Annotated in this window: 12 protein-coding genes; 2 read left to right on the forward strand and 10 right to left on the reverse strand. The window is 65.5% G+C overall.

From position 1 onward, the window contains the following. The 3 genes from JX552_RS29430 to JX552_RS29440 all read right to left on the reverse strand — a co-directional run bounded on the left by JX552_RS29430 (position 1) and on the right by JX552_RS29440 (position 9,652). A complete protein-coding gene (locus tag JX552_RS29430) occupies positions 1-1,365 on the reverse strand; it encodes an aminotransferase class I/II-fold pyridoxal phosphate-dependent enzyme (RefSeq protein WP_205875317.1) in 1,365 nt (454 codons plus the stop codon). After that, complete coding sequence (locus JX552_RS29435) at positions 1,362-7,682, reverse strand: type I polyketide synthase (protein ID WP_205875318.1); 6,321 nt, start codon at positions 7,680-7,682, stop codon at positions 1,362-1,364. The genes JX552_RS29430 and JX552_RS29435 overlap by 4 nt, the downstream gene beginning before the upstream one ends. A 473-nt stretch (positions 7,683-8,155) precedes the next feature. After that, on the reverse strand, positions 8,156-9,652 hold the full coding sequence (locus tag JX552_RS29440) for a flavin-containing monooxygenase (RefSeq protein WP_205875319.1): 1,497 nt from the start codon (positions 9,650-9,652) through the stop codon (positions 8,156-8,158). A gap of 113 nt (positions 9,653-9,765) precedes the next feature. Between JX552_RS29440 and JX552_RS29445 the strand changes: the two genes are divergently transcribed. Further along, positions 9,766-12,114: an MMPL family transporter gene (locus JX552_RS29445; protein WP_205875320.1), complete on the forward strand. Its 2,349-nt coding sequence runs from the start codon at positions 9,766-9,768 to the stop codon at positions 12,112-12,114. Positions 12,115-12,193: 79 nt separating this feature from the next. Here the strand turns inward: JX552_RS29445 and JX552_RS29450 are convergent, their stop codons facing one another. The 3 genes from JX552_RS29450 to JX552_RS29460 form a co-directional block, all read right to left on the reverse strand. Further along, entirely contained in the window at positions 12,194-12,580 is a 387-nt protein-coding gene (locus JX552_RS29450) for a PPOX class F420-dependent oxidoreductase (protein WP_205875321.1), read from the reverse strand. Between the two features lie 256 nt (positions 12,581-12,836). Next, positions 12,837-13,169 carry a hypothetical protein gene (locus JX552_RS29455; protein WP_205875322.1) on the reverse strand — a complete coding sequence of 111 codons (333 nt, stop codon included), beginning with the start codon at positions 13,167-13,169 and terminating at the stop codon, positions 12,837-12,839. A gap of 325 nt (positions 13,170-13,494) precedes the next feature. Beyond that, positions 13,495-15,741: an acyltransferase family protein gene (locus tag JX552_RS29460; RefSeq protein WP_241010769.1), complete on the reverse strand. Its 2,247-nt coding sequence runs from the start codon at positions 15,739-15,741 to the stop codon at positions 13,495-13,497. Between the two features lie 140 nt (positions 15,742-15,881). Between JX552_RS29460 and JX552_RS29465 the strand changes: the two genes are divergently transcribed. Then, positions 15,882-17,303: a wax ester/triacylglycerol synthase family O-acyltransferase gene (locus JX552_RS29465; protein ID WP_205875323.1), complete on the forward strand. Its 1,422-nt coding sequence runs from the start codon at positions 15,882-15,884 to the stop codon at positions 17,301-17,303. Here JX552_RS29465 and JX552_RS33575 read toward each other — a convergent pair. The 4 genes from JX552_RS33575 to JX552_RS29485 form a co-directional block, all read right to left on the reverse strand. Then, on the reverse strand, positions 17,276-18,949 hold the full coding sequence (locus JX552_RS33575) for a PE domain-containing protein (protein WP_205875324.1): 1,674 nt from the start codon (positions 18,947-18,949) through the stop codon (positions 17,276-17,278). The genes JX552_RS29465 and JX552_RS33575 overlap by 28 nt on opposite strands. Before the next feature lie 67 nt (positions 18,950-19,016). Next, positions 19,017-20,966 (reverse strand): glycoside hydrolase family 64 protein, encoded by a 1,950-nt coding sequence (locus JX552_RS29475; RefSeq protein ID WP_205875325.1) that lies wholly within the window; start codon positions 20,964-20,966, stop codon positions 19,017-19,019. Positions 20,967-21,299: 333 nt separating this feature from the next. Continuing rightward, positions 21,300-22,082 (reverse strand): SDR family NAD(P)-dependent oxidoreductase, encoded by a 783-nt coding sequence (locus JX552_RS29480; RefSeq protein ID WP_205875326.1) that lies wholly within the window; start codon positions 22,080-22,082, stop codon positions 21,300-21,302. A gap of 182 nt (positions 22,083-22,264) precedes the next feature. Next, positions 22,265-22,711: a hypothetical protein gene (locus JX552_RS29485; protein ID WP_205875327.1), complete on the reverse strand. Its 447-nt coding sequence runs from the start codon at positions 22,709-22,711 to the stop codon at positions 22,265-22,267. Positions 22,712-23,014: the final 303 nt, after the last annotated feature.

The following is a 23,014-nucleotide window of genomic DNA, read 5'->3' on the forward strand; positions in this document are numbered from 1 at the left end:
TCAGACGGGGATCGTGCTGTCGAGCTGGTCGGCGATCTCCACCACCTCGACGACCGAGTCCACCGCGGTCGCCAATTGCTCCTCGGTGTGTTCGCTGGTGATGAAGAACCGCAGCCGTTCCTGTCCCGGCTGCACCGCCGGAGCCGTCACCGGCCCGACGTAGATGCCGCGTTGCAGGAGCAACGCAGAGGCGAACACGACCCTGGCCACACTCGGAATCAGCACCGGACAGATCGGGGTGTGCTGCGACATGCCGAGGTCGATATCGCGGTCGCGCAGTGCCGAGGTGAACAGTCTGGTGTTTCGCCAAAGGCGCTGCACCCGCTCGGGCTCACTGTCGAGCACCTCAAGGGCGGCGAGCGCGGCCGCCGCGGCGGTGGGCGGGAACCCGACGGTGAGCAGCATCGCGGGCGCGGTGCCCAGTGCTTCGATCAGGTTCGCGTTGCCGGCGATGAAACCACCACAACTGCCCAGCGCCTTGGACAGACTGCCCATCCAGATGTCGACCGCATCACCGGGCAACCCGAAGTGCTCACGGACGCCATGCCCGTGCGCCCCGAGAACGCCGATGGAGTGGGCCTCGTCGACCATTACCCCGCAATCGTATTCACGCGCCACGGCGGCGATCTGCGGAAGGAGCCCGATGTCGCCGTCCATGCTGTAGAGACCTTCGATGACGACCAGGACCCGCTTGAAGCGGTCCCGAGATGTTCGCAGGATCGCCCGCAAGGACTCCGGATCGTTGTGCCGAAACGTCATGACGCGCGCGCCGGCCCACCGGGCGCCGGCGACGACACTGGCATGAATGAGTGAGTCGCACACGGCCGCGTCACCCTCACCCAGCAGGTACCCGAGAACCCCTGCATTGGTGAGGAATCCGCTGTTGGCGATGATGGCCGCGTCTACGTCGTAGATCTGGGCCAGCCGTTGTTCGAGCCGAGGATACAACGCGGTCTCGCCCGAAGTGATGCGGCTGTTGGACGCCGAAGCGCCGTACTGCGCCACCGCATCCTGCACTGCACGAACCACTTTCGGGTGGTGGGCCAGCCCCAGATAGTTGTAACCGGCGAAGTTGGTCAACTCCCGGTCCGGCCCTTCGATGACGGCGGTGTTGTAGCCCTTCCGCTCCAGGAACAGCGGACTGGGCATCCCGGTCAGCTCCCAGATCGCGCGCCGGCGTGCGTTCACTTCACACGCCGCCGCCACCAGGGGGTGGTCGGAAAACTTCTGCCGCACTGCGGGTGTGGCGCCGATCGGCGCCACCGGAGGCGGTGCGGAGACCAGGTTGTCGCCGTGGCCGCCGCCGGCGAGCAGCCGGCTGGCCATCTCCCGCATCGCGGCTTCGTCACGCTGGGTTTCGATCATTTCTTGGCTCCTGAAACGATGGTCTCGGCCAGTGCGGCACCGGCTTTGCGCAGGTTGTAGCTTGGTCCCAGCATCAGCGTGTTCAGTGACACGCCGATCGCCTCGCCGGTGCGGGCACTGAATTCGACCGCCATCAGCGAATTCAGGCCGAGTTCCATGACGGGCACGTCGATGTCGATGGACTCCTTCGACACCCCCATCACGGTGGCGAGTTGCTCTGCGAGCAGGTAGCCCAGCACCGCGCCCCGCTCGGCTTCCTCAAGGGCGACCAGACTGGCCCGCAATCGGTCCTGAGCCGAGTTCGACTCGGCGGCCGTGGAGATCACCGCCGAGGTGCGCAGCAACTGGCGGAAGTGGCCGAACACCGTGTCCAGCTGCGACCAGTTGATCGAGATGATCGATCCCTGCCGGACACCCAGCCGCAGCGCCTGTTCCAAATATATTGGTCCATCGTCCATTTCGATCGGGTCGACGCCACAGGCAATCATGTGCCTGGCCAGGTTCTCGTCGCCGGCCATGCCGCCGGCCGTACCGGACATGTGACCCCACCCGATGCACGTCGCCGGCTGCCCCTGGTGCGCAATCGAATCGGTCAGGGCCTGCACGGCCAGGTTGGCGGCGGCGTAGCTGTATTGACCGAGCAGACCCAGCATCGTGCCGGCCGACGAGTAGAACACGAACTGGTCCAAGGTGATGCCCGCGGCCTGAACGGCCGACCACAAGGCACGGCCGCCGTCAACCTTGACGTCGTACACCCGCTTGAGGTCGACGAGGTCCATATCGGCTATCCGCTGGTCCGCGATGGCTCCGGCGGCGTGGAAGATGCCGCGCAGCGGGCGCCCGCCGGCACCGCAGCGATCCACCATGGCGCCGACCGCGGCTGCGTCGGTCATGTCGACCAACTCCTCGGTCACCTCGATCCCAGCGGCGCGCCACTGCGCGATCTGCTTGCGCGCCAACTCGGTAGTGGCGCCGCCGCGGCTGGCCAGGGTGAGGTGGCGCGCCCCGCGCCGGACCAGCCAGCGGCCGGTGGCCAGGCCGAAGCCGCCGTGCCCGCCGGTGATCAGATAGCGGCCTTCGGGATCGGTGACGACTTCGCGCCAACCCGGCTTCACCGGTGGCGGAATGTCGCCGAGGCGAAGCGCTACGCGGCTGGTCCGGCTGGAGCGGAACACTTCTTCGCAGGCCCGGCCGATCTCGGCCGCATCGAAGACGTCCACCGGCAGCGGCTGGTAGGTGCCATCGGCGAACTTGTCGTAGATCTCAGCTTCCAGCTTCAGGCAGGCCTGCGGGTCAAAGGCCATGAATCGATCCATATCGATCTGGAAGTAACTGAGATTCTTGTCCAGCACCGCCATGTCCAGCGTGCTGTTGCCGTAGATGTCCGCCTTGCCGACCTCCACGATCCGGCCGAACTCGACGACGGCTCTGAAGTTGTGCCGAAGGATCTCTCCGGGCGCGCTGCTGATGATCACGTCGACGCCACGGCCGCCGGTCAATTGATGAACGTCGTCGACGAAGTTCAGCGAACGCGAATCGATCATGTAATCGGCGCCCGAGCCGAGCGCGAACGAGCGCCGCTCGTTGGTGCTGGCCGTGCCGATGACCTCTGCCCCGCACAGTTTGGCGATCTGGATGGCGGCTTGTCCGACGCCGCCGGCCGCGCCGTGGATCAGCACCGTCTCACCGGGCTGCAACCGGGCCAACTCCAGCAGAGCGTATTCGGCGGTGATGAAAGCGGTCATGCTGGTGCAGAATTCGGGACGGAAGCGGCCATCGCTGGGATCCGGCAGTTTGATGCACAGTGCCGCGTCAGCGATCTGGTAGCGGACGAGCATGGCGCGCGTGGCCGTGGTGACGACATCACCGATGTGGAAGCCGTGCACCCCAGGCCCCACGCGGGTGACCACCCCGACACCCTCCATGCCCAATTCGGTGCCGAAATGCGTGCCCTCCAGTTCCCGTTTTCCGAGCAGTCCGACCACCTTGATGGCGTCCTTGTAGTTCAGCCCGACGACCTGCATCCGCAGCTCGACCTGGCCCGGTCCCGGCTCCGGCCGGGGACACCGCCGCCAGCCGAGATCGGACAGAATTCTGGATTTGGGGACGTCGACGGCGAAGTTCGCCTCCGGGTCGGTGAGCTCTTCTGCTCGTGCCATCGATTCGAGCCGCTGCGGCAACGTCCGCGCCACGACGGTGGCCCATCGCGTCCCACTGCGCAGGACGATCTCGTCGGTCTTGTCCGGGGAGAACGCGCCCGGCACTGCCAGCTCGGACATCAGTTGGCCGAGTTCGGTATCCGCCGCCACGTCGATCAGCCGCCACCGTAGCCGGGACTGCTCGGCGACCAGGGAACGCCGTGCTCCGGCCAGACCGGCGTGGCTCACGTCGGGCGCCGAGACATCGTTGGGATGGGCGAACGCCATCTCGGTGATGAGACTGGCGTAGCACGTGTCGTCCCCGAGCGCCTCGATCCCGTCGGCTTGGTCGCCCTTGCTGTCCTGGACGAATCTTTCGGTGGTGACGGCGATCTGCTTGAGCAGCCAGAGCGCGGCGCTGGCGTCGGCGCAGCGGCCCGCGACGACGCAGACGTGTGTTCGGGGAAGTCTCTTCGTTGCCGCATCGAGCAAGCGCGTGAGTTCGGTGTCCAGCTCGGCCGCGTCCGTGCAGTGGTACAGGGTGGCGTGGGGCAGCGCTTCGGCCAGTTGTCTGGCTCGCGGGCTGGGCTGGTCACCGAGTGCCAGGATCACCGACGCGGTGTGCTCGGGCGAGGGCAGCGTCGCGGTGTCCAACTCGTCGCACAGCTCCCAAACCTCTTCGTAGAAGAGCGGATCAAGACGGTCGATCGGCTCCTGCCCGGGCGTGATGGAACCGAACCGCACGCCCGAAAGCTCCGCACAGGCGAGGTGTTGCGAGTCGAGGATCACGATGTCGGCACGCAGCGGATCGGTGGGATGCAGGCTGGTGAACACCTCGACACGGTCGGGGAAGGGAGCGAACACCCGGACCGCGTCGACCCCGATCGGGACGATGGTGCCCAGGGTGCGGCCGACGGATCGGTCGATGAGCGGGGAGATGGTGTGCAGCGCGGCGTCGATAACGCCGGGATGCGCGAGGTGCCTGGTGCTGTCATCCGAACGGGCGTCCACGGTGGCGACTGCCTGTGTGGCGTTGGCTCGCAGTGCGGTGACACGGCGGAACCCGGGACCGTAGGTCATGCCGTTAGTGGTCAGGGCGGCATACAAGTCGGCGGGATCGATCGCGGTCAGGTCGCCGGCCGTGGTGTCGGGATGCTTTGTCGGCAGGTACTTTCCGTCAACCAGGCGGCCGGTGGCGTGGGTCGTCCACGTCCTGCCGGTCGCGGCGCGGGAGCGGATGGTGAAACGGCGACTGGTCTCATCGAGTTCGGTGCGCAGGACGGCGCCGTCGACGGGATCGAAGTAGAGCGGAGCGGCGAAGCGGATGTCCTCGGCTATCGCCGCAGGCAGGCCGCTGCGTGCGGCCGCGGCGCTCAATGCGGCATCCACGTAGGCCATCCCGGGAAGCACACACGCGCCATTGACCACGTGATCGGAGAGCCAGGGCAGTGCCTGCGCGCTGAGCTGGAGTTCCCACGCCCCGGGCTGGTCGAGAACCGGATCGCCCAGCATCGAGTAGCCGTCCGGGGTCCCGTATTTCATCTGCACGAATTCGGGCATCTCGTCGCGCAGCCGCTGACGCTGCCAGGGATACCGGGGAAGCTCGACGTGCGGTCCGACTCGCGTGCACAGGTCTGTCCCGTCGAGCGCACCGGCGGTGTACAACTCGGCGAGTGTCTGCCGGACGCTTTCGGCGTCGCGCTGGCCGCGGTGCAGAGTCGGGATTGCGACGCCGGGCTCGTGGGTTTTCAGCAAGAGTTCGCGGATGTTCCCAGACAGCGCCGGGTGCGGGCCGATTTCCAGGAAGCTGCGGTGGCCCGTGTCCATCAACGCCTTGACGGCGTCCGCGAAGCGCACCGGCTGCCGCACGTTGGCGCACCAGTAGTCGGCGTCCAGCGGGCTGGTGACCGGTTCGGCGGTGACCGTCGAATAGAGCCGCAGGTGCGGCGGTTGCGGGGTGAGGGCACTGAGCTCGGATCGCAATTCGGCGAGAATCGGATCCATCCGGAAACTGTGGTACGGCACTTCCACCCGCAGCAACCGATTGAAAATGCCACGCTCGGTGAGGATTTGAGCGAGCGCTTCGAGCTCGCGCACCACGCCGGCCACCGTCACCGCAGACGGGCCGTTGATGGCAGCGACATCGATACGCATGTCATCGCCGATCAGCGGTTGCAACTCGCGGTAGGGCAACCCGACGGCGAGCATGCCGCCGGTGCCGGCCGTCGTAGCCTGCAACCGGGCCCGGTGATAGGTCACCAGCAGAGCGTCGTGCAGTGACAGCGCGCCGGCCAGGTAGGCGGCCGGCACTTCGCCCATGCTGTGCCCCACCAGGGCGCTGGGTGTGATTCCGTACTGGCCGAGTTCGCGCGTAAGCGCTACTTGGAGAAGAAACGTCGCCGGCTGTGCGATCGCCGTGGAAGTGATCCGGGACTGTTCTTCGGGACGCGACAGCTCTTCGATGATGGACCAGTCGGCGATTCGCCGGAAGGTGTCGTCGATCTGGGCGGCTTCAGCGGCGAAGATGCCACCCGCGTTGAGCAGGTCGCGGCCCATCGCCCACCACTGCGTGCCCATTCCGGAGAACACGAAGACCAGCCCCTCGGCGTTGTCCACCACGGAGCCCACCGGGGCACCGCCAGAGGAGACCTGCCGCAGCCCCCCGGTCAGCGCGGGCAGGTCGACATACGACACTGCCGCCCGATGCCGTTGGTGCGCGCGCCGATTCCACGCGGCGTCGATCAGATCGCCTGGGTCGGTGCCTGATTCGAGCAGATCGGCATACCTGCCGGCGAGTGCGCGGGTAGCGGCCTCGCTGCGCGCCGACAACGGAAATATGCCGGCATTGCGCCGCATGGTGGGAGCGGCGGGCCGCGTCGGCGCCACTGGTGGCTCCAACTCGGCGAGGATGGCATGCGCATTGGTGCCGCCGTATCCGAACCCGTTGATAGCAACGGCCATCCGCTCGATGTCGACGGCCTCCGGTTCGGTCTGAACCGACAACCGCAGCTCGTCGAACGCGATATCGGGATTGGGATCGTCGAACCAGCCTTGCGGCGGCAGCGTGCGGTGGTAGATCGCCAGAGCGCCCTTGATCACCCCGGCGATGCCCGACGCCGCCTCGGTGTGTCCGAGGGTGGCCTTCAGCGAGCCCACCGGCAGCGGCTTCACGCGGCCGTCGACGCACCCGTACACCCGTCCCAGCGCGCCCAACTCGATCGGATCGCCGACCGGCGTTCCGGTACCGTGCGCCTCCACATAGGTCACGTCTCGCGGGGCGAGGCCAGAGCGGGCGCACACCGAACGCGCCAGTGCCTCCTGCGCATCGCCGTTCGGGACGGTCATGGCGCTGGTGCGGCCGTCTTGATTGCTTCCGGTCGCCGCAACGACCGCGTAGACGCGGTCGCCGTCGCGCAGCGCGTCCTCGAGCCTGCGCAGCACCACCATCCCGGCGCCCTCCCCGCGGCCGTAGCCGTCGGCGCGGGCCGAGAACGGTTTACTGCGGCCGTCGGCCGCCAGAAAGCCGCCCTTGCACATCGACACGAATGTCTCCGGTTGCAGCATCAGGTTGACCCCGCCCGCGAGGGCCATGTCACAGTCGCCGTTGGAGATCGCCTGGCACGCCAGATGAAACGCCACCAGCGACGAGGAACAAGCCGTATCGATCGTCAGGGCAGGTCCCATCAGGTTGAGCGCGTATGCCAGCCGGTTGGAGAGCATGGTGAAAGAGGCGGCGGTGGAGGTGTTCATGTCGATGTGCGCCACTGCCGAGGCGGCCATGGTGGTCACTGAGAAATCGACATTGAACGCGCCGACGTAGACGCCTACCGAGTGGCCCGAGAGCCGGCCGGCCACGCCCGCATCATCGGCTGCCTCCCAGGCGACCTCCATGATCAGCCGCTGCTGGGGGTCCATGCTCGTTGCTTCACGCGGGGAGATGCCGAAGAACTCCGGGTCGAACTGCCAAGGATCGGAGTTCAGGAAGGCGCCGCGCTTGGTGTACATCTTTCCGGCAGCGGCCTTGTCGGGGTCATAGAAGCGGCGGTAGTCCCATCGGTCCGCGGGTATGTCGACGATCGCGCCGTCCTTCTTGTCGACCACGAAGTCCCAGAACGACTGCGGCGTGTCGATACCGCCGGCGTAGCGGCAGCCGATTCCAACGATCGCTATTCGGCTCATTTGCGTAACTCCTAATGCTGGAAGAATTTGTGAATAAAAGAGTCGACAAGGTGTCAGATTGCCGGCACGCCGATGCACGACGATTATCGATAAATTTGCGTAAGAGTTTTCAGCGATTCAACGGGACATCGGTCCGTAATGGCGCGCTGATATATGTGACGCACCGTCAGAAATAATGACGGGAATTACCCGAAGGGAAGGCCGGGCGGAACCACGGCGGTGATTTCCCGCCGCGTGAAACGGTCCAGATTCATTCAAAGAGCCGCCATGATGCGCCTCCTCCTTCATTTTGCAGACCTTGACTTGGCCGCGACGCACGACGATGAGGATCGGCCGAGCCGCCGGCGCTGGTGTCAACCGTTACGGATTGGGGCGGGACGGGCCGAAAAGAAAAGAAGCAATATGCAATTGTTATCTGCAGCAAGTGTAAGCACGGTCACCCTTAGACGTCAACCTTGGTTGACACAGGAACTTCAGTTGCGGGTGGCGGCCACTACGTCCGGGCAGTCGGACGCGAATCGCAGGCCCTCGCCGGCGACGCCGCCACGCCGAATCACGGCGAGGTCCCGCAGGTAGTTGTGGTTCACCCGCCACGGGTTGCGTGACCCTTGCCTGGGCATCCAATCCAGCACACGCAGCACGTAGCCCGGCGTGAAGTCCTCGATGAACGGGCGCTCTTCGACGTCATCGCCCGGGTGCTCGGCCGTCACCCGCACCAGGCCATGAGCCGCCATGTACGTGAGCAACCGGCAGGCGAATTCGGACACCAGGTCTGCCTTCAAAGTCCAGGAAGCATTCGTGTAGCCGAAGGTGAAGACCATGTTCGGCACCCCGGTGAGCATCGAGCCTTTGTAGACCATGGTCCGGCTGAGGTCTACCGGACGGCCGTCGATGCTCACCGACGTACCGCCGAAAAGCTGCAGGTTCAGACCCGTAGCGGTCACGATGATGTCGGCGGGCAGTTCGCGCCCCGAATCAAGCAGGATCCCCGTCGCGGTGAAGCGCGTGATGGTGTCGGTGATCATCTCGGTCCGCCCCTCGCGGATGGTCCGGAACAGATCCCCGTTGGGTGCGACACAGAGTCGCTGGTCCCAAGGGTTGTACTGCGGCCCGAAGTGTCTGTCCACGTCATAGCCCCCCGGGAGCTGACGGCGGGCCATCTCGATCAAGCGGGCCCGCATGCGTCGGGGCCACCGCCGGCAGGCCCAGTAGAAAGCGGACTTGCGCACGATGTTCTTCCAGCGAACGGCGGAGTACGCAGCGGTCTGCGGCAGCAAGCGCCGCAGCCGCTCCGCGAGGATGTCACGGTCCGGTTCAGCCATCACGTAGGTCGGTGAGCGTTGCAGCATCGTCACGTGTGCGGCACCCGAGTCAGCCAGCGCCGGAACCAGGGTGACCGCGGTCGAACCACTGCCGATCACCACCACATGCTTGCCGGTGTAGCTCAGCGAGTCAGGCCAGAACTGAGGGTGCACAATCTCACCCTGGAAAGCCTCCGAACCCGCAAAGCGGGGCGAGTGACCCTCCTCGTAGTAGTAGTAGCCACTGCACAGGACAAGAAAAGAGCAGGACAACGTCACCGAGGAGGCGATCCTGCTCCCTGGGCTGACCCGCTCGACGCGCACGATCCAGCGGTTTTCCGCACTCCTCCAGTCCGCCTTGATGACCTTGTGGTTGAAGCGGATGTGCGCATCGACGCCCGACTCGGCCGCCGTGCTCTTGAGATAGTCGAGGATGGGCCCGCCCTTGGCGATGGCCTGGCCGGTCCACGGGTGGAAGTGAAAGCCGAGCGTATACATATCGGTGTCGGCACGGACGCCCGGGTAGCGAAACAGATCCCAGGTACCGCCCATCCGGTCCCGCTTTTCCAGGATGGCGTAGCTCTTGTCCGGACAACGGTTCTGCAGGTGCCACGCCGCGCTGATACCGGAAATGCCCGAGCCCACAACTATTACGTCGAGGTGCTCCATTGGTGCATGCTATCAATTGATGGCGCCACCAATGCCTGCGGAAAAGCTGGCTAATTCCTGGGCAATCGTTGCCGATAAGCCGTCCGAATCATGGATTACTTTATCGTCAACTAATGCTGCACCGAATCGCCATACTGGCCACCACCGCGCCGCGGCGCATCCTTATTTTCGCCACCTTGGCGATGATCGGTGCGGCCATATTCGGCATCCCGGTCATCGACCATCTTGCGGCCGGCGGATTCGACGACCCGCATTCGGAGTCGACACGGGCCGGCGAGCTGCTGACCCAGAAATTCAATCAGAGCGACCAACAACTGGTATTCACGGTGACCGCACCGGGTGGACCAGCCAGTCCATCGGCACGCACCGTGGCCAGTGCCATCGTCGGGAAGCTGCGCGCGTCGCCGCACGTGCTCAGCGTCACCTCGGCGTGGGTTCAGCCGGATACGGTGCGCAGCGCCATGGTCAGTGCCGACGGAAAGACCGGCTTGATCATCGCCAACCTCTCCGGTGGGGAGAATCTGGCCCAGCGTTACGCGAAGGAACTCTCCGGCGGGGTTGCCACCGACCAGGACGGGGTCGTCGTCCGCGCCGGCGGCGCTGCGATGATTTACGCCCAGGTCAACGACCGGACCGTGAGCGACCTGCTGCGCATGGAGTTGATCGCCATTCCGCTCAGCTTCGCCGTGCTGGTCTGGGCCTTCGGCGGGCTGTTCGCGGCGGCCGTTCCGATCACTGTCGGTGTGTTCGCCATCCTCGGCTCGCTCTCGGTGCTCCGTCTGATCACTTACGCCACCGACGTCTCCATCTACGCGTTGAACCTCACCATGGCCATGGGTCTGGCCCTGGCCATCGACTACACCCTGCTGATCGTCAGCCGCTACCGCGAGGAACTGGCTCGAGGCTCTGGCCGCGACGAGGCTGTCATCCGCACCGTGTCGACTGCCGGCCGCACGGTGCTGTTCTCCTCGATCACGGTCGCGCTGTCGATGGCCGCGTTGGTGGTGTTTCCGATGTATTACCTGCGGTCGTTCGCCTACGCCGGAATTGCCACGGTGGCCTTCGCGGCGGCGTGCGCAATCATCGTCTCGCCGGCCGCGATCGTGTTGCTGGGCGACCGGTTGAATGCGGTGGACCTGCGCCGGATGTCGCGGCGCCCCGAGCTCGACCGACGTCCGGTCGAGCGGTTCTTCTGGTATCGGACAAGCAAATTCGTGATGCATTACCGAGTGCCGGTCGGACTGGCCGCCGCGGCGCTCCTGCTGTTACTCGGTGCGCCCTTCGCGCAGGCGCGGTGGGGATACCCGGACGACCGTGTGCTGCCGGACTCGGCTTCGTCGCGTCAGGTCGGCGACACATTGCGCAGCGCCTTCTCCGAGGACAACGCAAAGTCCATTCAAGTCGTCATACCCGATGCCACCGGCCTGACTGCCGCACAACTCGATCAGTACGCCGCCGCGCTCTCGAAAGTCGTTGGGGTCGTGGATGTGTCGGCACCGTCGGGTACCTATGCCGACGGCAAGATCGTCGGCCCGGCTGACGCGTTGACCGGGCTCTCCGGTGGTAGCGCCTTTTTGACCGTGAACACCAGAGCGCCTCTGTATTCCCGCGTCTCGGATGCCCAACTCGAGGCGTTGCATGCGGTCAACCCACCCCGGGGTCGCGGGGTCGAGTTCGGTGGTCTGGCCGAGACCAACCGCGACAGCGTGGACGCGATCCGGTCCCGGATACCGTGGGTGCTGGGTTTCATTGGCGCAGTGACCTTCACGCTGTTGTTCCTGCTCACCGGCAGTGTGGTGCTGCCGGTGAAGGCGATTGTTCTCAACTGCCTATCACTGACCGCCGTTTTCGGTTCGCTGGTCTGGGTCTTCCAGGAGGGACACCTCGACGGCCTCGGCACGACCACCACCGGAACGCTGGTCGCCAATTTGGCTGTGCTGCTCTTTTGTATCGCGTTCGGGCTGTCGATGGACTACGAGGTCTTCCTGATCGCGAGGATCCGGGAGCACTGGCGCCAATTGCAGCAGAACGGTTCGGCGCTGACTCCGCGGGCGGCCAACGACGAAAGCGTGACCCTCGGGCTCGCCCATACGGGGCGCGTGATCACCGCCGCCGCCCTGATCATGGCGATCAGCTTCGCGGCGCTGACCACGGCTGAGGTCTCGTTCATGCGGATGTTCGGCCTCGGGCTGACGATAGCGGTGCTGGTTGACGCCACCCTGGTCCGGATGGTTCTCGTCCCGGCGTTCATGTACCTCATGGGTCGCTGGAACTGGTGGGCGCCAACATTTTTGGCGCGACTGCACCAGTATGCCGCGATCCGCGAATCCGCAGCATGCCCGGACCGGGCAGCCGCCGCTAGTCTTCGGCGTCGTCGGGGTGCGCGCCGGCCTCTTCGCTCGGCGGAGCGACATCCGGGGGTACGTTGCCCAGCCACCGACGGAGCCTCAGCAGGCCGTTGATCACGATGCCCAGTCCCAGCAGCACCAGAATCACCAGGATGATTGCGGTGGTCACTCCACCATGGTGACAGCCCCGGACTCAGCCGGCCGGCTTGACCTCCAGTCCGACGTGCACCTTGTCGATGCCGCCGCGCACGATCGAGTGCGGGAGGAACCACCAGGCGTGGTACCAGTAGCGGCGCAGCACCGCGTTGTAGACCTGCCGAGTCTCCGACTTGGGCAGCACGCGGGCAACCCCTTCGACCTCGTCGCTCTTCGGCTTGCCGAGCGAACCACTCTTGGCGAGCGTGACCCGCGGGGTGTTGCGGATTCGCTTGACTTTCCACGATTCGTCATCGGTGATGACGAGCAGTCGATCACCGTCGGGCACACCCCAGATCGCGGTCGGCTTGGGACGGCCGTCCTTGGTGAACGTCGTCAGCAACAGGTACTTCGACTTGATGACATCTGCGAACCCGACTGCCACGTCTTCCTCCTGGCTCAAATGTGAGAATGAAGATACCCAGGTCGACCGGCGCGAAAACCGGCGCCCGGTGTGACGCCGCGCACCTCAGACCGCAATCGTGGCGGTCGGGACCGCCGAGCCCTGCACACCGACGTCGATATGGAGTAACCCGCCGACTCGGGGACATAGATTTCGGTTCCCGCGAAAGCGAGTGACGACACGCATCGGCCGGGCACCGCGATGACGTCGTCGAGGCCACCGCAGGAGTCGAAACGCGCTATGCCGCAGCTACTTCCGAGCACACCCACCCGCCGCCCACGACGTCCAGCGCCACCGCCATCTCCAGATTGCGGTCGGCGAGTTGCCCGTATTCCCCGTTCCTGCCTCTGCTTCGGGCCAGCAACGCCTGCATCAGCGTCAGCCAGATGTCGCGCACCGGAAGGTCCGGGTCGTGGCGTTGCTCAGCCACGGTGTTCATCGCGGCCGCGGCTTCGGTCACGTCACTGTCGGCGCCGCGATCGAGCAGGGTCTCAAACAGCGCCCCGGTGGCCGGGCTGCCCCCGGTCAGCAGTTGCCCTTCGCGCACCAGATGCTCGACTACCGCCCGCAATTCGGCAATTGCGTCGTCACGGTCTGCCCGCCGCGCCCGGCCCCGGCAGCTCCGACAGATTGCGCCCCTGACGTCGGAAGAGTTCGCTGCTGGCGCATGGGCGATTACGCGAATCTGGCGGCCCATCACGGCCGTGCTGAAGGCGCACTGACAACGCTGCGCGTCCGAATTCGGTAGCGCGGCAGGTGAACTCGCACCGCAGACGAGTGGTGTTGTGGTACAGAAACATTGGTGTTCCAACGGACTTGCCGACACGGACCTTGATCCGTTGTTCGAGCGGCTGCGCAACCCGCCGTGCCGACCACTGCGGAAGTGGTCGCCTCGATCACCCGTTAGCGACGAGCGCGCGATCGGACAACGCGGCCAGCGCCGGTGCCATCAATCTTGAGTATTCGAGCGTGAGGTGGCCGGCATCGACGTAGACCAGGGTGTTACCGACGATGACGGGACAGTGCTGCTTGGTGCAGAACAGGTCGGTGAGGTCGACGTACTGGCCCCCGCCGGCTTGGACCGCCGCGGCCTCGGCCGCCATGCCGGCTCGGTCGAATGCGGTCGACATGGGCGGCGCGCACGCCGTCGCGTCGGTGAGGTGCTCGGACAGGCAACCCGGCACCGCGGCGTTCAGATGCGGCAGCGGGCCGAGCACCATCACTTTGGCGCCGATGCCGCGAAGCTGCTGCACCAGACCCTTCAGTCCGTTCACCCAGGCTGGGTCGTACGAGGAGAAACCCGAGAGGAAGCCGTTGCTGTGGGTTGCGGTATATCCGCGGAACACGCTCACGATCACCAGGCGCGGGTGCTCGGCACGCAGCCGCGACATGATCTCGCCCCGCCATTGTTCGCAGTGTTGCAGGGCCTCGACAATCGGGGCGACGAAGCGGTTGGCGATGGGCAGATCCATCATCGGGCAGGCCGCCTTGGCCATCGCTTCGATGCGCCAGGGCCGCTGTTTGCCGATTTCCCGGAGCGCCGGAATCCACATCGAGGAATGCGAGTCACCGACTACGGCCACCGTCGTCTTGGAGGTCTTGTCGCCCATTGCGCACTCGGGCTGGCCGGCTTGAATCGGCAGGCGCAAGCAGCCGTCGAACATCATCTGACCGACTTCGCCCGCCGCATCGGCCAGCGACGGATCCAGGTTCGACGGAACGTCTTTCACTTCGGCTGATGCCGCAACCGCCGCTTGTACCTGGCCGAACACGTTCTGTATCGCCGCGTCGTAGGCCGCGATGTCGTCACCGGTGGGCACCGGCGGTGCCTTGATCGTCAACGGCGCCGCCGCCGCGCCGCGCCCGACCGGGATGGGCATCGGGATCGACGACACGTACATCAGCAACGCCACGCCCACACACGCCGCCAGCGAAGTGGCGAAACCACCGACAGCCAGGCTCTTCATCGGAGATTTGCGCAGCGGAGCAGCGTAGCGCAGCGGGTTCTCGATGTAGCGCAGGGTGAGCCACCCCAGTCCACCGGAGACGACGACCGCCGCCATGAACTTGCCGAACAGGCCGAGCGGGTGCCCCACCACAATCGGGGCGAATACCAGCACCGGCCAGTGCCACAGGTACCACGAGTAGGACAGCCGTCCGATCGCCCGCATCGGTGACCAGCCCAGGACGCGCCCGGCGCCCTGCGACGGTGTCGAGCAGCCGGCCCCGAGCACCAGCGCGGTGCCCAGGACGGGCAGCAGTGCCGCCGTCCCGGGGTAGGGGATGTCCGGGGTGAAGAAGACGCAGGCCAGCAGCACCATGGCGGTGCCGACCCACCCGATGAGCACGGCGGCCCGCGCCGGGAGCCGGCTCCACTGGTTGGCCGTGAGCGCGACCAGGGCGCCCAGCGCCAACTGCCAGGCCCTGGTGAACAGCGAGAAGTACGCCGCGAGCGGCATCACATAGGTGACCAGCAGCGACAACACGAAGGAGGAAACGGCGATGAACGTGACGAGCACCAGGAACGGCGTCTTCGACGGGATTCGCTCGGACCCCGCGGCGCCCTTGCCACGGCGGCGCAGCCGCCTGATCAGCCATGCCAGCCCGACGATCATGGGCGGCCACAGCAGATAGAACTGTTCCTCCACGCCCAGCGTCCAGTAGTGCTGGAACGGCGAGGGCACACCGCCGGCGAAATAGTCGACCTGTTGGACGATGAACCAGAAGTTGGGGACGTACAGCGCACACGCGATGGCGTCCTTGAGGGCGCTCTGGGCCTGCACCACCGGCAACAGGAACGCCGCGGCGATCGCAGTGATGACACCGATCGTGGCCGACACCGGAAGCAGCCGGCGGGACCGCGCCCCGTAGAACTTCTTCAGTCCGACGGTGCCGGTGGTGCTCACCTGTTTCCAGAGCTGCCCGGTGATGACGAAACCCGAGATCTCGAAGAAGATGTCCGGGCCGACGAAGCCACCACTGACACCGGGCATGGAAATGTGCCAGCCGACGATCGCCAACAGCGTGAAGCCCCGCAAGCCCTCGATGTCGTCGCGGAATCCGCTCTGCGGCGTGTGCGCCTCCTGCGCACCCGGCGACGGCAGCAGGCTACGAGTGGAGCTCACGTTCTCGGACTGGCGCACGATCCCCCACTGTATATAAGAAGGCGCGAATACAAGCCTGAACGGCGGCAAGTGACCAATGGGTGCCCGAACAGGGCCGTAATGCCCTCGCGGGCATGGCGTGTGGCGCGCACCATCTCCCCTTGGACAGGAGATGTGCGATGACTAAACCGATTCCGCCGCTCGACCTTTCGTGGCTGCTGATCGAGTCACCCGGCAGCACCACCCACGTCGGAGCCATGCTGCTGTTCCAGAAACGGCCCGGCCACGAGTCCCTGGTGCGCGAGATCGTGGATTCCTACCGGTCCTGCGCACCGGCGCCGCCGTTCAACTACGTGCCGGAGCTCCTGGCGCGCGGCGGGCCGCATTTCCGCGAGGTGGACAGCTGGGACCCGCACTATCACGTCGAGCACCTCTCGCTGCCCGAAGGAGCCTGCTACGACGACCTGCTGCGACTGGTTGCCGACCTGCATGAGGCGCAGCTGGACCGAAGTCGTCCGCTGTTTCGCTGCTGGATCATCGACGGACTGCCGGACCGGATGTTCGCGATCTACACCAAGACCCACCACTGCATCATCGACGGCGAGTCAGGACTCAAGCGGCTCTACGACGGCCTGAACCTGACCGACGAACCGACCATCCCCAAGCCCGCGTTCGCGCTCGACGTCCCGGTATCCCCGCCGCATCAGCCGACACCGCTGCTCGGGCGTATCACCGACTCGATCCGCGGCGCGATCACGCAGGTCGGGGCGCTCAACCAGGTTTCGGTGAGCGCCTTGCGCAAGGTATTCGCCGGCCTCTTCAGCTCCCATCTCGAGGGCAGCCTGCCGTTCGCCGCACACCACGCCCCCACCAACGAGCCGCTCAAGATCGGGCGCAGCTTCGCGACGCTGTCGCTGCCGCTCGAGGAGATGCACGACGTCGGCCACCACTTCGGGGCCACCCTCAACGACGTCGCGGCCAGCATTGTCGACGCGGGACTTCACGCGTATCTGCGGGAGACCGGACGGGCGTTCGGGCACCCGTTCATTGCGATGTGCCCGGTCTCGCTGCGCGGCGGCGACGACGCGACGATCGGTACCCGAGTCTCGGCGCTGTTCGTGCGGCTCGGCGAACCTGGCGCCGAAATGGCCGAGCGGATCCGGCAAGTGACGGACTCGGTAGCCGCCGCCAAGAAGGAGCTGGCGGCCATGTCCAAAGAAGCGGCGATGACCTACGCCGTGGGACTGGTGGCGCTCGCCGGCCTGGGCTCCTCCACCCATCTGGACCGGGTCACCCACCCCGCGTGCAACCTGGTGATCTCCAACGTCGCGGGCGCCAGGGAGACCCGCTACCTCAACGGCGCGCGCCTGCTCGGCATCTACCCGGTGTCAGCGTTGGCCGCTTCAATCGGGCTGAACGCCACGCTGGCGTCCTACCACGACAGCATGGACTTCGGATTCGTCGGCAATGCCGCGGCGATCGGCGACATGTCCCGGCTCGCCCACTACACCCAGCATGCCTACGAAGAGCTGAAAAAGTCCGCGCAGAGCGTGTCGATGAGACCTCAGCAGGATCAGCCTTTGGTGGACACCGAGACGTAATCGACCAGCATCGGCTGCCCGGAAACCGTTGCGCCGGTAGGAGGGCCGCCGAACGCGTTCGGGAAGGATCCGCCTATCGCCACGTCCAGGATGAGGAAGAACCCGTGGTGGGTGGCGTTGTTCCAGTCGGTCGCGGAGACCTGGTTGGAGTTGATGGTGAAGTAGTTGTCGCCATCGAGGTAGTAGCGCAACTGCTCGACGCCGGTGCTGCGGTCGAATTCGACAGCGTAGTTGTGAAAGCTCGTTCCCGCGTTCGGGACAGCATGTTCGCCGGAACTGATTCCGGTGGGCTCGTTGAACGGCGGTCCGCCCGCCCAGACGTTGCCGTGCAGAGTTGACCACACCGAGCCGCGACCGTTGATGGCCTCCATGATGTCGATCTCGCCGATCGATGGCCAGTTGGTGGCGCCAACGGGTCGCGCCGCCTCACCGAGCGCCCAGAACGCCGGCCAGTAGCCCTGCCCGTTAGTGGGGTTGACGTTGGGCTGCTGAATCGACGCCTCGATGCGCATCACGCCGCCGGTCGGCGCCGCGAAGTCGGTGCGCACCGTCTCGATACGACCGGACGTCCAGTGCCCGGCCGGATCCCTGATCGGCTTGATCGCGAGGTGGCCGCTGCCGTCGAGGTAGACGTTCTGGGTGCTGTCGGTCATCGTTTCGATCTCCCAGGTGCCCCATTGGGGCGCTGAGTTGCCGAATCCGTACTGCGTGCCGATGTCGTATATCCAGTTCAGACGGTTGACGCCCGAACCCGCGGCGCCGGTGAAATCGTCGCGGAAGATTTCAGTGAAGCCATTAGTACCCGCGCCGCCACCGGTACCGCCACCCATGGCACCGATGTTCCCGCTGACGCCCGCCTGACCGGCGCGGCCGAACAGGCCGGCCGCGCCACCCGCGCCCCCGAGGCCGCCCGTGCCGCCGTTGCCGCCAGCACCAACCGCGCCTGAACCGCCGGCCGGCCCAGCAAGCCCCCCAGTGCCGCCGGCCCCGCCGGAGCCGCCCACCCCGCCGTTGCCGAACAACAGCCCACCGTGACCGCCGGCCCCACCCGCCCCGCCGATGCCGCCTGTGCCACCGCTCTGACCCGCAAGGCCGGTGGGGCCGCTCACCCCTGCTCCCCCGGCCCCACCCCTCCCGCCGGTACCGAACAATCCCGCCGATCCGCCGGCGCCCCCGGTTTGTCCCGGCGCCCCGGATCCGCCGTCACCGCCGTCACCCCACAAGATCCCGCCGGGCCCGCCGGCTTGCCCGGTCCCCGCAGCTCCGTTGGTGCCCTTGCCGATCAACGGGCGTCCCAACAACGCGTTGAAGGGCGCGTTGATCACGCCCATCACGTCCAGCTCGAAAGTCTGGAGCAACGAGATGTTGCCGGCCTCCGCGGTCGCGTAAGCCCCCGCTGCTGAATTCAGTGCCTGCATAAGCCGCCGGTGATAGGTCCCGGCCTGCGCACTGATTGCCTGGTATGCCTGCCCATACTCGCCCCATACCGCGGCAATCGCCGCGGACACCTCGTCCGCGGCGGCGGCCGGCAACTGCATCGTCGGCAGCGCCACCGCGACATTCGTGGACTTCAGCGCCGCGCCGACGACGGCCAAATCCGTTGCTGCCGAAGCTAGTAACTCCGGCGCGGCCAACACGTACACCATCAGAAAGTTCCTCTCGTCTTGGGACAGCCCACCAACGGCGGCGCCATCGCCGGCAACTGGCGGGGCACTAGGAAAGGTCGAATGACAGCCGGGTCGGCGGCAGCGCGTTGCCCAGGATCAGCACCGAACTCTGGGAGTTCACGTCGTCGAAGGGGAAGCCGTAGGCGAGGCCGTCGATGCTGTTGGCGTGGAAGAACTGTGACCAGTTATTCCACCGCCCGCCCGTCGGATAGTAGGCGGCGACATCGGCCCACTGCTCGGGAGAATCGGCCACGCCACGGTTGAACGCGGCGTTGAGTTCGGCGAGGAACGCCCCCTGTTGACCAATGCCGACGAAAGGACCATTGGCAGCGAAGGTTTGCGCCGTCGTGGGTTTGACCATCGTGTAGCTCGTGGCGCTGCCCCCGTCAGGGGTCAGGTTGTAGACGAATTGGCCGGCGGCGTCGACGTTGCCGGTCACCGTGTAGCCGGGGCCGTCGTACGAGAATGGGTGGGTCTGATAAGTCGACCAGAAGTTGTTTATCGCCGGGTCGAGCCAGGTAGCGAGTCCACCGGGTTGAGCGGTGCGCGGGGCCAGAATTCGCAGCGGGTTGCCGGTGCCATCGTTGACGATCAGTGACTGGAACTCGGCGGGGAGGGTGGTCGTGTACTGATGGAACAGTTGATCCCTCGACAGGGTGATGCCACGGGTATCTGAGAACCCGGTGGAATCCTGAGTCAGCGTGAAGGTGAACGGCAGGCCGAACTGGTCCACCTGCGTTGTGTTGCCGCCGAAGGGAATTGCGCCGTATTTGTAGGTCAGTTCGTACCAGTCGTAAACCGTGTTGTAGTTGGGATCAAGAGGATTCGCGGGGTCCAGGCCGACCCAGCCCAAATTGTCGGAGCTGATGCCGATATACAGCGGCTGCTCCACCGACATAAATATCCGGCCGCCCTGAAACTCGGACGGAATCGAGAAGTTGCCCGTCTGGTCGAGGGTGAACGACATATTGGCGTAATTCACCCCGTTGTGCGTGAGGTGATCGGAGGCATTCGCGGAGTTGTGGTCGATTGCGTGGGCAACGCCGTTCTGGTCGATCCACGACCACTGACCGGGTGACGTCTGCCCGAGCGCGGTCAGGTAGATCTGACTGTTGGGCAGACCGGTGTTGTTGACGAAGGGGCCGACCGCGAATCCGGTGGCGCTGCCGGTAGCGCCGTCGGCCCCGGTTGCGCCGGTGACGCCCGCGTGACCGGCGCTCCCGAACAATCCGGGCGCGCCACCCCCGCCGCCTATTCCGCCGGTGCCGCCCTTCCCACCGGCACCGAACACGCCTGAAGCATTGGGCGGGCCCCCGACCCCACCAGTTCCCCCGGCGCCACCGCCACCACCGTGGCCGCCGCTTCCGAACAGCAGCCCGCCCTGGCCGCCGATGCCGCCGGCCCCACCCATACCGCCGGGACCACCCGTCTGACCCACAGCACCGGTCTTGCCGACCAGCCCCACTCCGCCGGCCCCGCCAGTTCCGCCATGACCGAACAGCCCCGCCGACCCGCCGGCACCGCCGTTTTGCCCCGCCGCCCCGGACCCGCCATGACCCCCGTTACCCCACAAGATCCCGCCCGGCCCTCCGGCCTGGCCGGTCCCGGGGGTGCCAGCTCTGCCGTTGCCGATCAGCGGGCGCCCCAACAACGCGTCGAAGGGCGCGTTGATCGCACTCAGGACGTGCTGCTCGAGGGACTGTAACGACGCGGCATTGGCCGCCTCCGCGGTGGCATAGGCGCCTGCCCCCACATTGAGAGCCTGCACAAATCGATGTTGGAACGAAGCGACTTTCGCGCTGATCGCCTGATATGCCTGCCCGTGCTCGCCCAGCAGCGCCGCAATGGCCGCCGACACCTCGTCCGCGCCGGCGGCCAATAGCGTCGCGGTCGAGCCCGCCGCGGCCGCGTTGGCTTTGGTGACCGACGCTCCGATAGCCGACAAGTCCAAAGCCGCCACCGAAACCAGCTCCGGCGCCGCACTGACGAACGACATTTCGCACCTCCGAGAAACCAATGCCGCAAAATCTTCGAACGAGGATGACCGGCGATTTTCTGCAGGTCAACAGGTTCGAACAAATTGCGACGGATACCCTACGGAGCCGCCGGACTGACGTCTCATAGACCGGCTATGAGCTGGGACGATATAGAGCTAACGCGAGTCTTGTGTCTAACAATGAGATGAATTCGTGTAATGGCCTGACGCCGCCCAGAAAACGCCACCGGTATTTATTTACCTGCGAGCAGCTAACTTCCGATTTGCAACTTCGACCGAATGATGTCCCGCTCTTGGGGAGCCACGATCTCGTCGGTTCAGGAAGCCTGTCGCTCAGAGCGTGGGCACAAACCCGCCGTCGATGCGGTAGTCGGACCCGTTGATGTTGCCAGCACGCTCACTGGCCAGAAAGAGCACGAGGTCGGCGACTTGCTCCCGGGTAGTGAATCGGCCGGTGGGAGTGTCCTCGAGGATGTTGGCCAGCACGTCCTGGGCGGGCTCGCCGTTCGCCTCGGCCAGCCCCTCCGCCAGGCCGTCCTCGGTCCACTTTTCAGTCAACACCAGTCCCGGGCTGATCGAGTTGACTCGAATATTCAACGGCCCCAACTCTTTTGACAACGCCTTGGCAAGGTTGGTGACGGCGGCCTTGGTGGCGCAATAGTCGTAGGTCACCGCGCCGGGGTAATAGGCATTGATCGACCCGATGATCACGATAGAACCACCACCGCGCCGTTGGATCTGCGGCAGCGCGGCGCGGGTGGGCCGCACGATTCCCATCATGTTGAGATCCCAGGACGCCTGCCAGTCGCCGTCGGTGATGCCGACGAAGCCGCCCGGGCGCGGCGTTGCGCTGCCGACATTGTTGACCAGGAGGTCGATCCCGCCGCGACGCGCAGCGGCGCCGATCAATTCTTCCGCGTGCTGTGGCCGGGACAGGTCCACCGACACGTAGGTCACCTGCCCGGCCTCTTCCATCGCGGGCAGTTCCTTGCCGGGGGTTCGGGAACCGGCCACCACATGGGCGCCCGCGCCGACGAGCGCTTTCGTCACCGCCAGACCGATGCCTTTGCTGGCGCCGGTAACAACGGCGATCTTGTCCGCCAGATGAAGGTCCATGTCACCCGCTTCACGTATCCCCGGCCCACAGAATAAGCGGGTCCGGGTAGCCGGGCGGGTTATTCTCCTTGCGGTCTTCGGGTACTGAGTATCGCCTCAATCAGCCGCAGCTTCGATATGTTCGAGAGCTGGGCCCACCGGCGACTGCAACGCGATCCACTAGATTGAGAGCCGGTCAGCAATCAATCCCCGTTTCTAGGCTGCGCAGAGCGCGGATACCAGTCTGGGATCGACTGCGGTGAACGAGGATATTGCTGAAGGTCTTCGATATAGCCATCATCTGTAGGAGCGAAGCGCCACTGAGGGCGTTCATCGTAGTTGTAGAAGAATTTGTAATCTCCTGAGCGCTCGACGGTGATGTGGGCCGATAGCCACGCCCCTTTGCCCGGAGTAGCCATTTCTGCCCGCAGCTGTTTCAATAAATTATTTAAGGTCTTCGGAGCGGGTACACGAGTCTTCCCGCCAGCGTCGTCTTCGACTTCCGAAACGATTTCCCCGACAGGGCCCGCCTCCATATACGAGAGTTCGTACCTTTGCCAACCCTCCGACGGCAAACCGGTGAATAGGAGCTTTGCGGCAGCTTCCTGCAACTCGCCTACACGCACGAGGTACGGCGTCTCGTCAGGCAACTAAGTCTTCCCAACTCTTGAACGAACGGACCGTATTAAGGACCCCGTTAATCGAGAGGTCCGAGCGCAGGTTCGGTGGTGTCGATGTGTGCTCCAGCCAATCTGGACAGGTGCCTGGACAGAATCGATCTGTCTAACCAAGTCCGGCAGACGATCCATGCTGGGGACCACCCACTTCGTCACCTGCTACAGACATACCTGACCGACCAATGCCCGCAGCTCTGGTCTGTTTGTGTCGTTAACGCTGACGTGGTCAGTGAACGCTCGGCTGCACCCGCTTCGGTTCGCCTGGCATCTTCGGGA

Source organism: Mycobacterium gordonae, assembly GCF_017086405.1.
GTDB classification, from domain to species: Bacteria; Actinomycetota; Actinomycetes; order Mycobacteriales; family Mycobacteriaceae; genus Mycobacterium; species Mycobacterium gordonae_D.

Bases quoted from the DNA above. Each gene is read 5' to 3' on its own strand.
- JX552_RS29430 (WP_205875317.1), bottom strand. From the start codon at position 1,365: ATGATCGAAACCCAGCGTGACGAAGCCGCGATGCGGGAGATGGCCAGC.
- JX552_RS29435 (WP_205875318.1), bottom strand. From the start codon at position 7,682: ATGAGCCGAATAGCGATCGTTGGAATCGGCTGCCGCTACGCCGGCGGT.
- JX552_RS29440 (WP_205875319.1), bottom strand. From the start codon at position 9,652: ATGGAGCACCTCGACGTAATAGTTGTGGGCTCGGGCATTTCCGGTATC.
- JX552_RS29445 (WP_205875320.1), top strand. From the start codon at position 9,766: ATGCTGCACCGAATCGCCATACTGGCCACCACCGCGCCGCGGCGCATC.
- JX552_RS29465 (WP_205875323.1), top strand. From the start codon at position 15,882: ATGACTAAACCGATTCCGCCGCTCGACCTTTCGTGGCTGCTGATCGAG.
- JX552_RS33575 (WP_205875324.1), bottom strand. From the start codon at position 18,949: ATGGTGTACGTGTTGGCCGCGCCGGAGTTACTAGCTTCGGCAGCAACG.
- JX552_RS29475 (WP_205875325.1), bottom strand. From the start codon at position 20,966: ATGTCGTTCGTCAGTGCGGCGCCGGAGCTGGTTTCGGTGGCGGCTTTG.
- JX552_RS29480 (WP_205875326.1), bottom strand. From the start codon at position 22,082: ATGGACCTTCATCTGGCGGACAAGATCGCCGTTGTTACCGGCGCCAGC.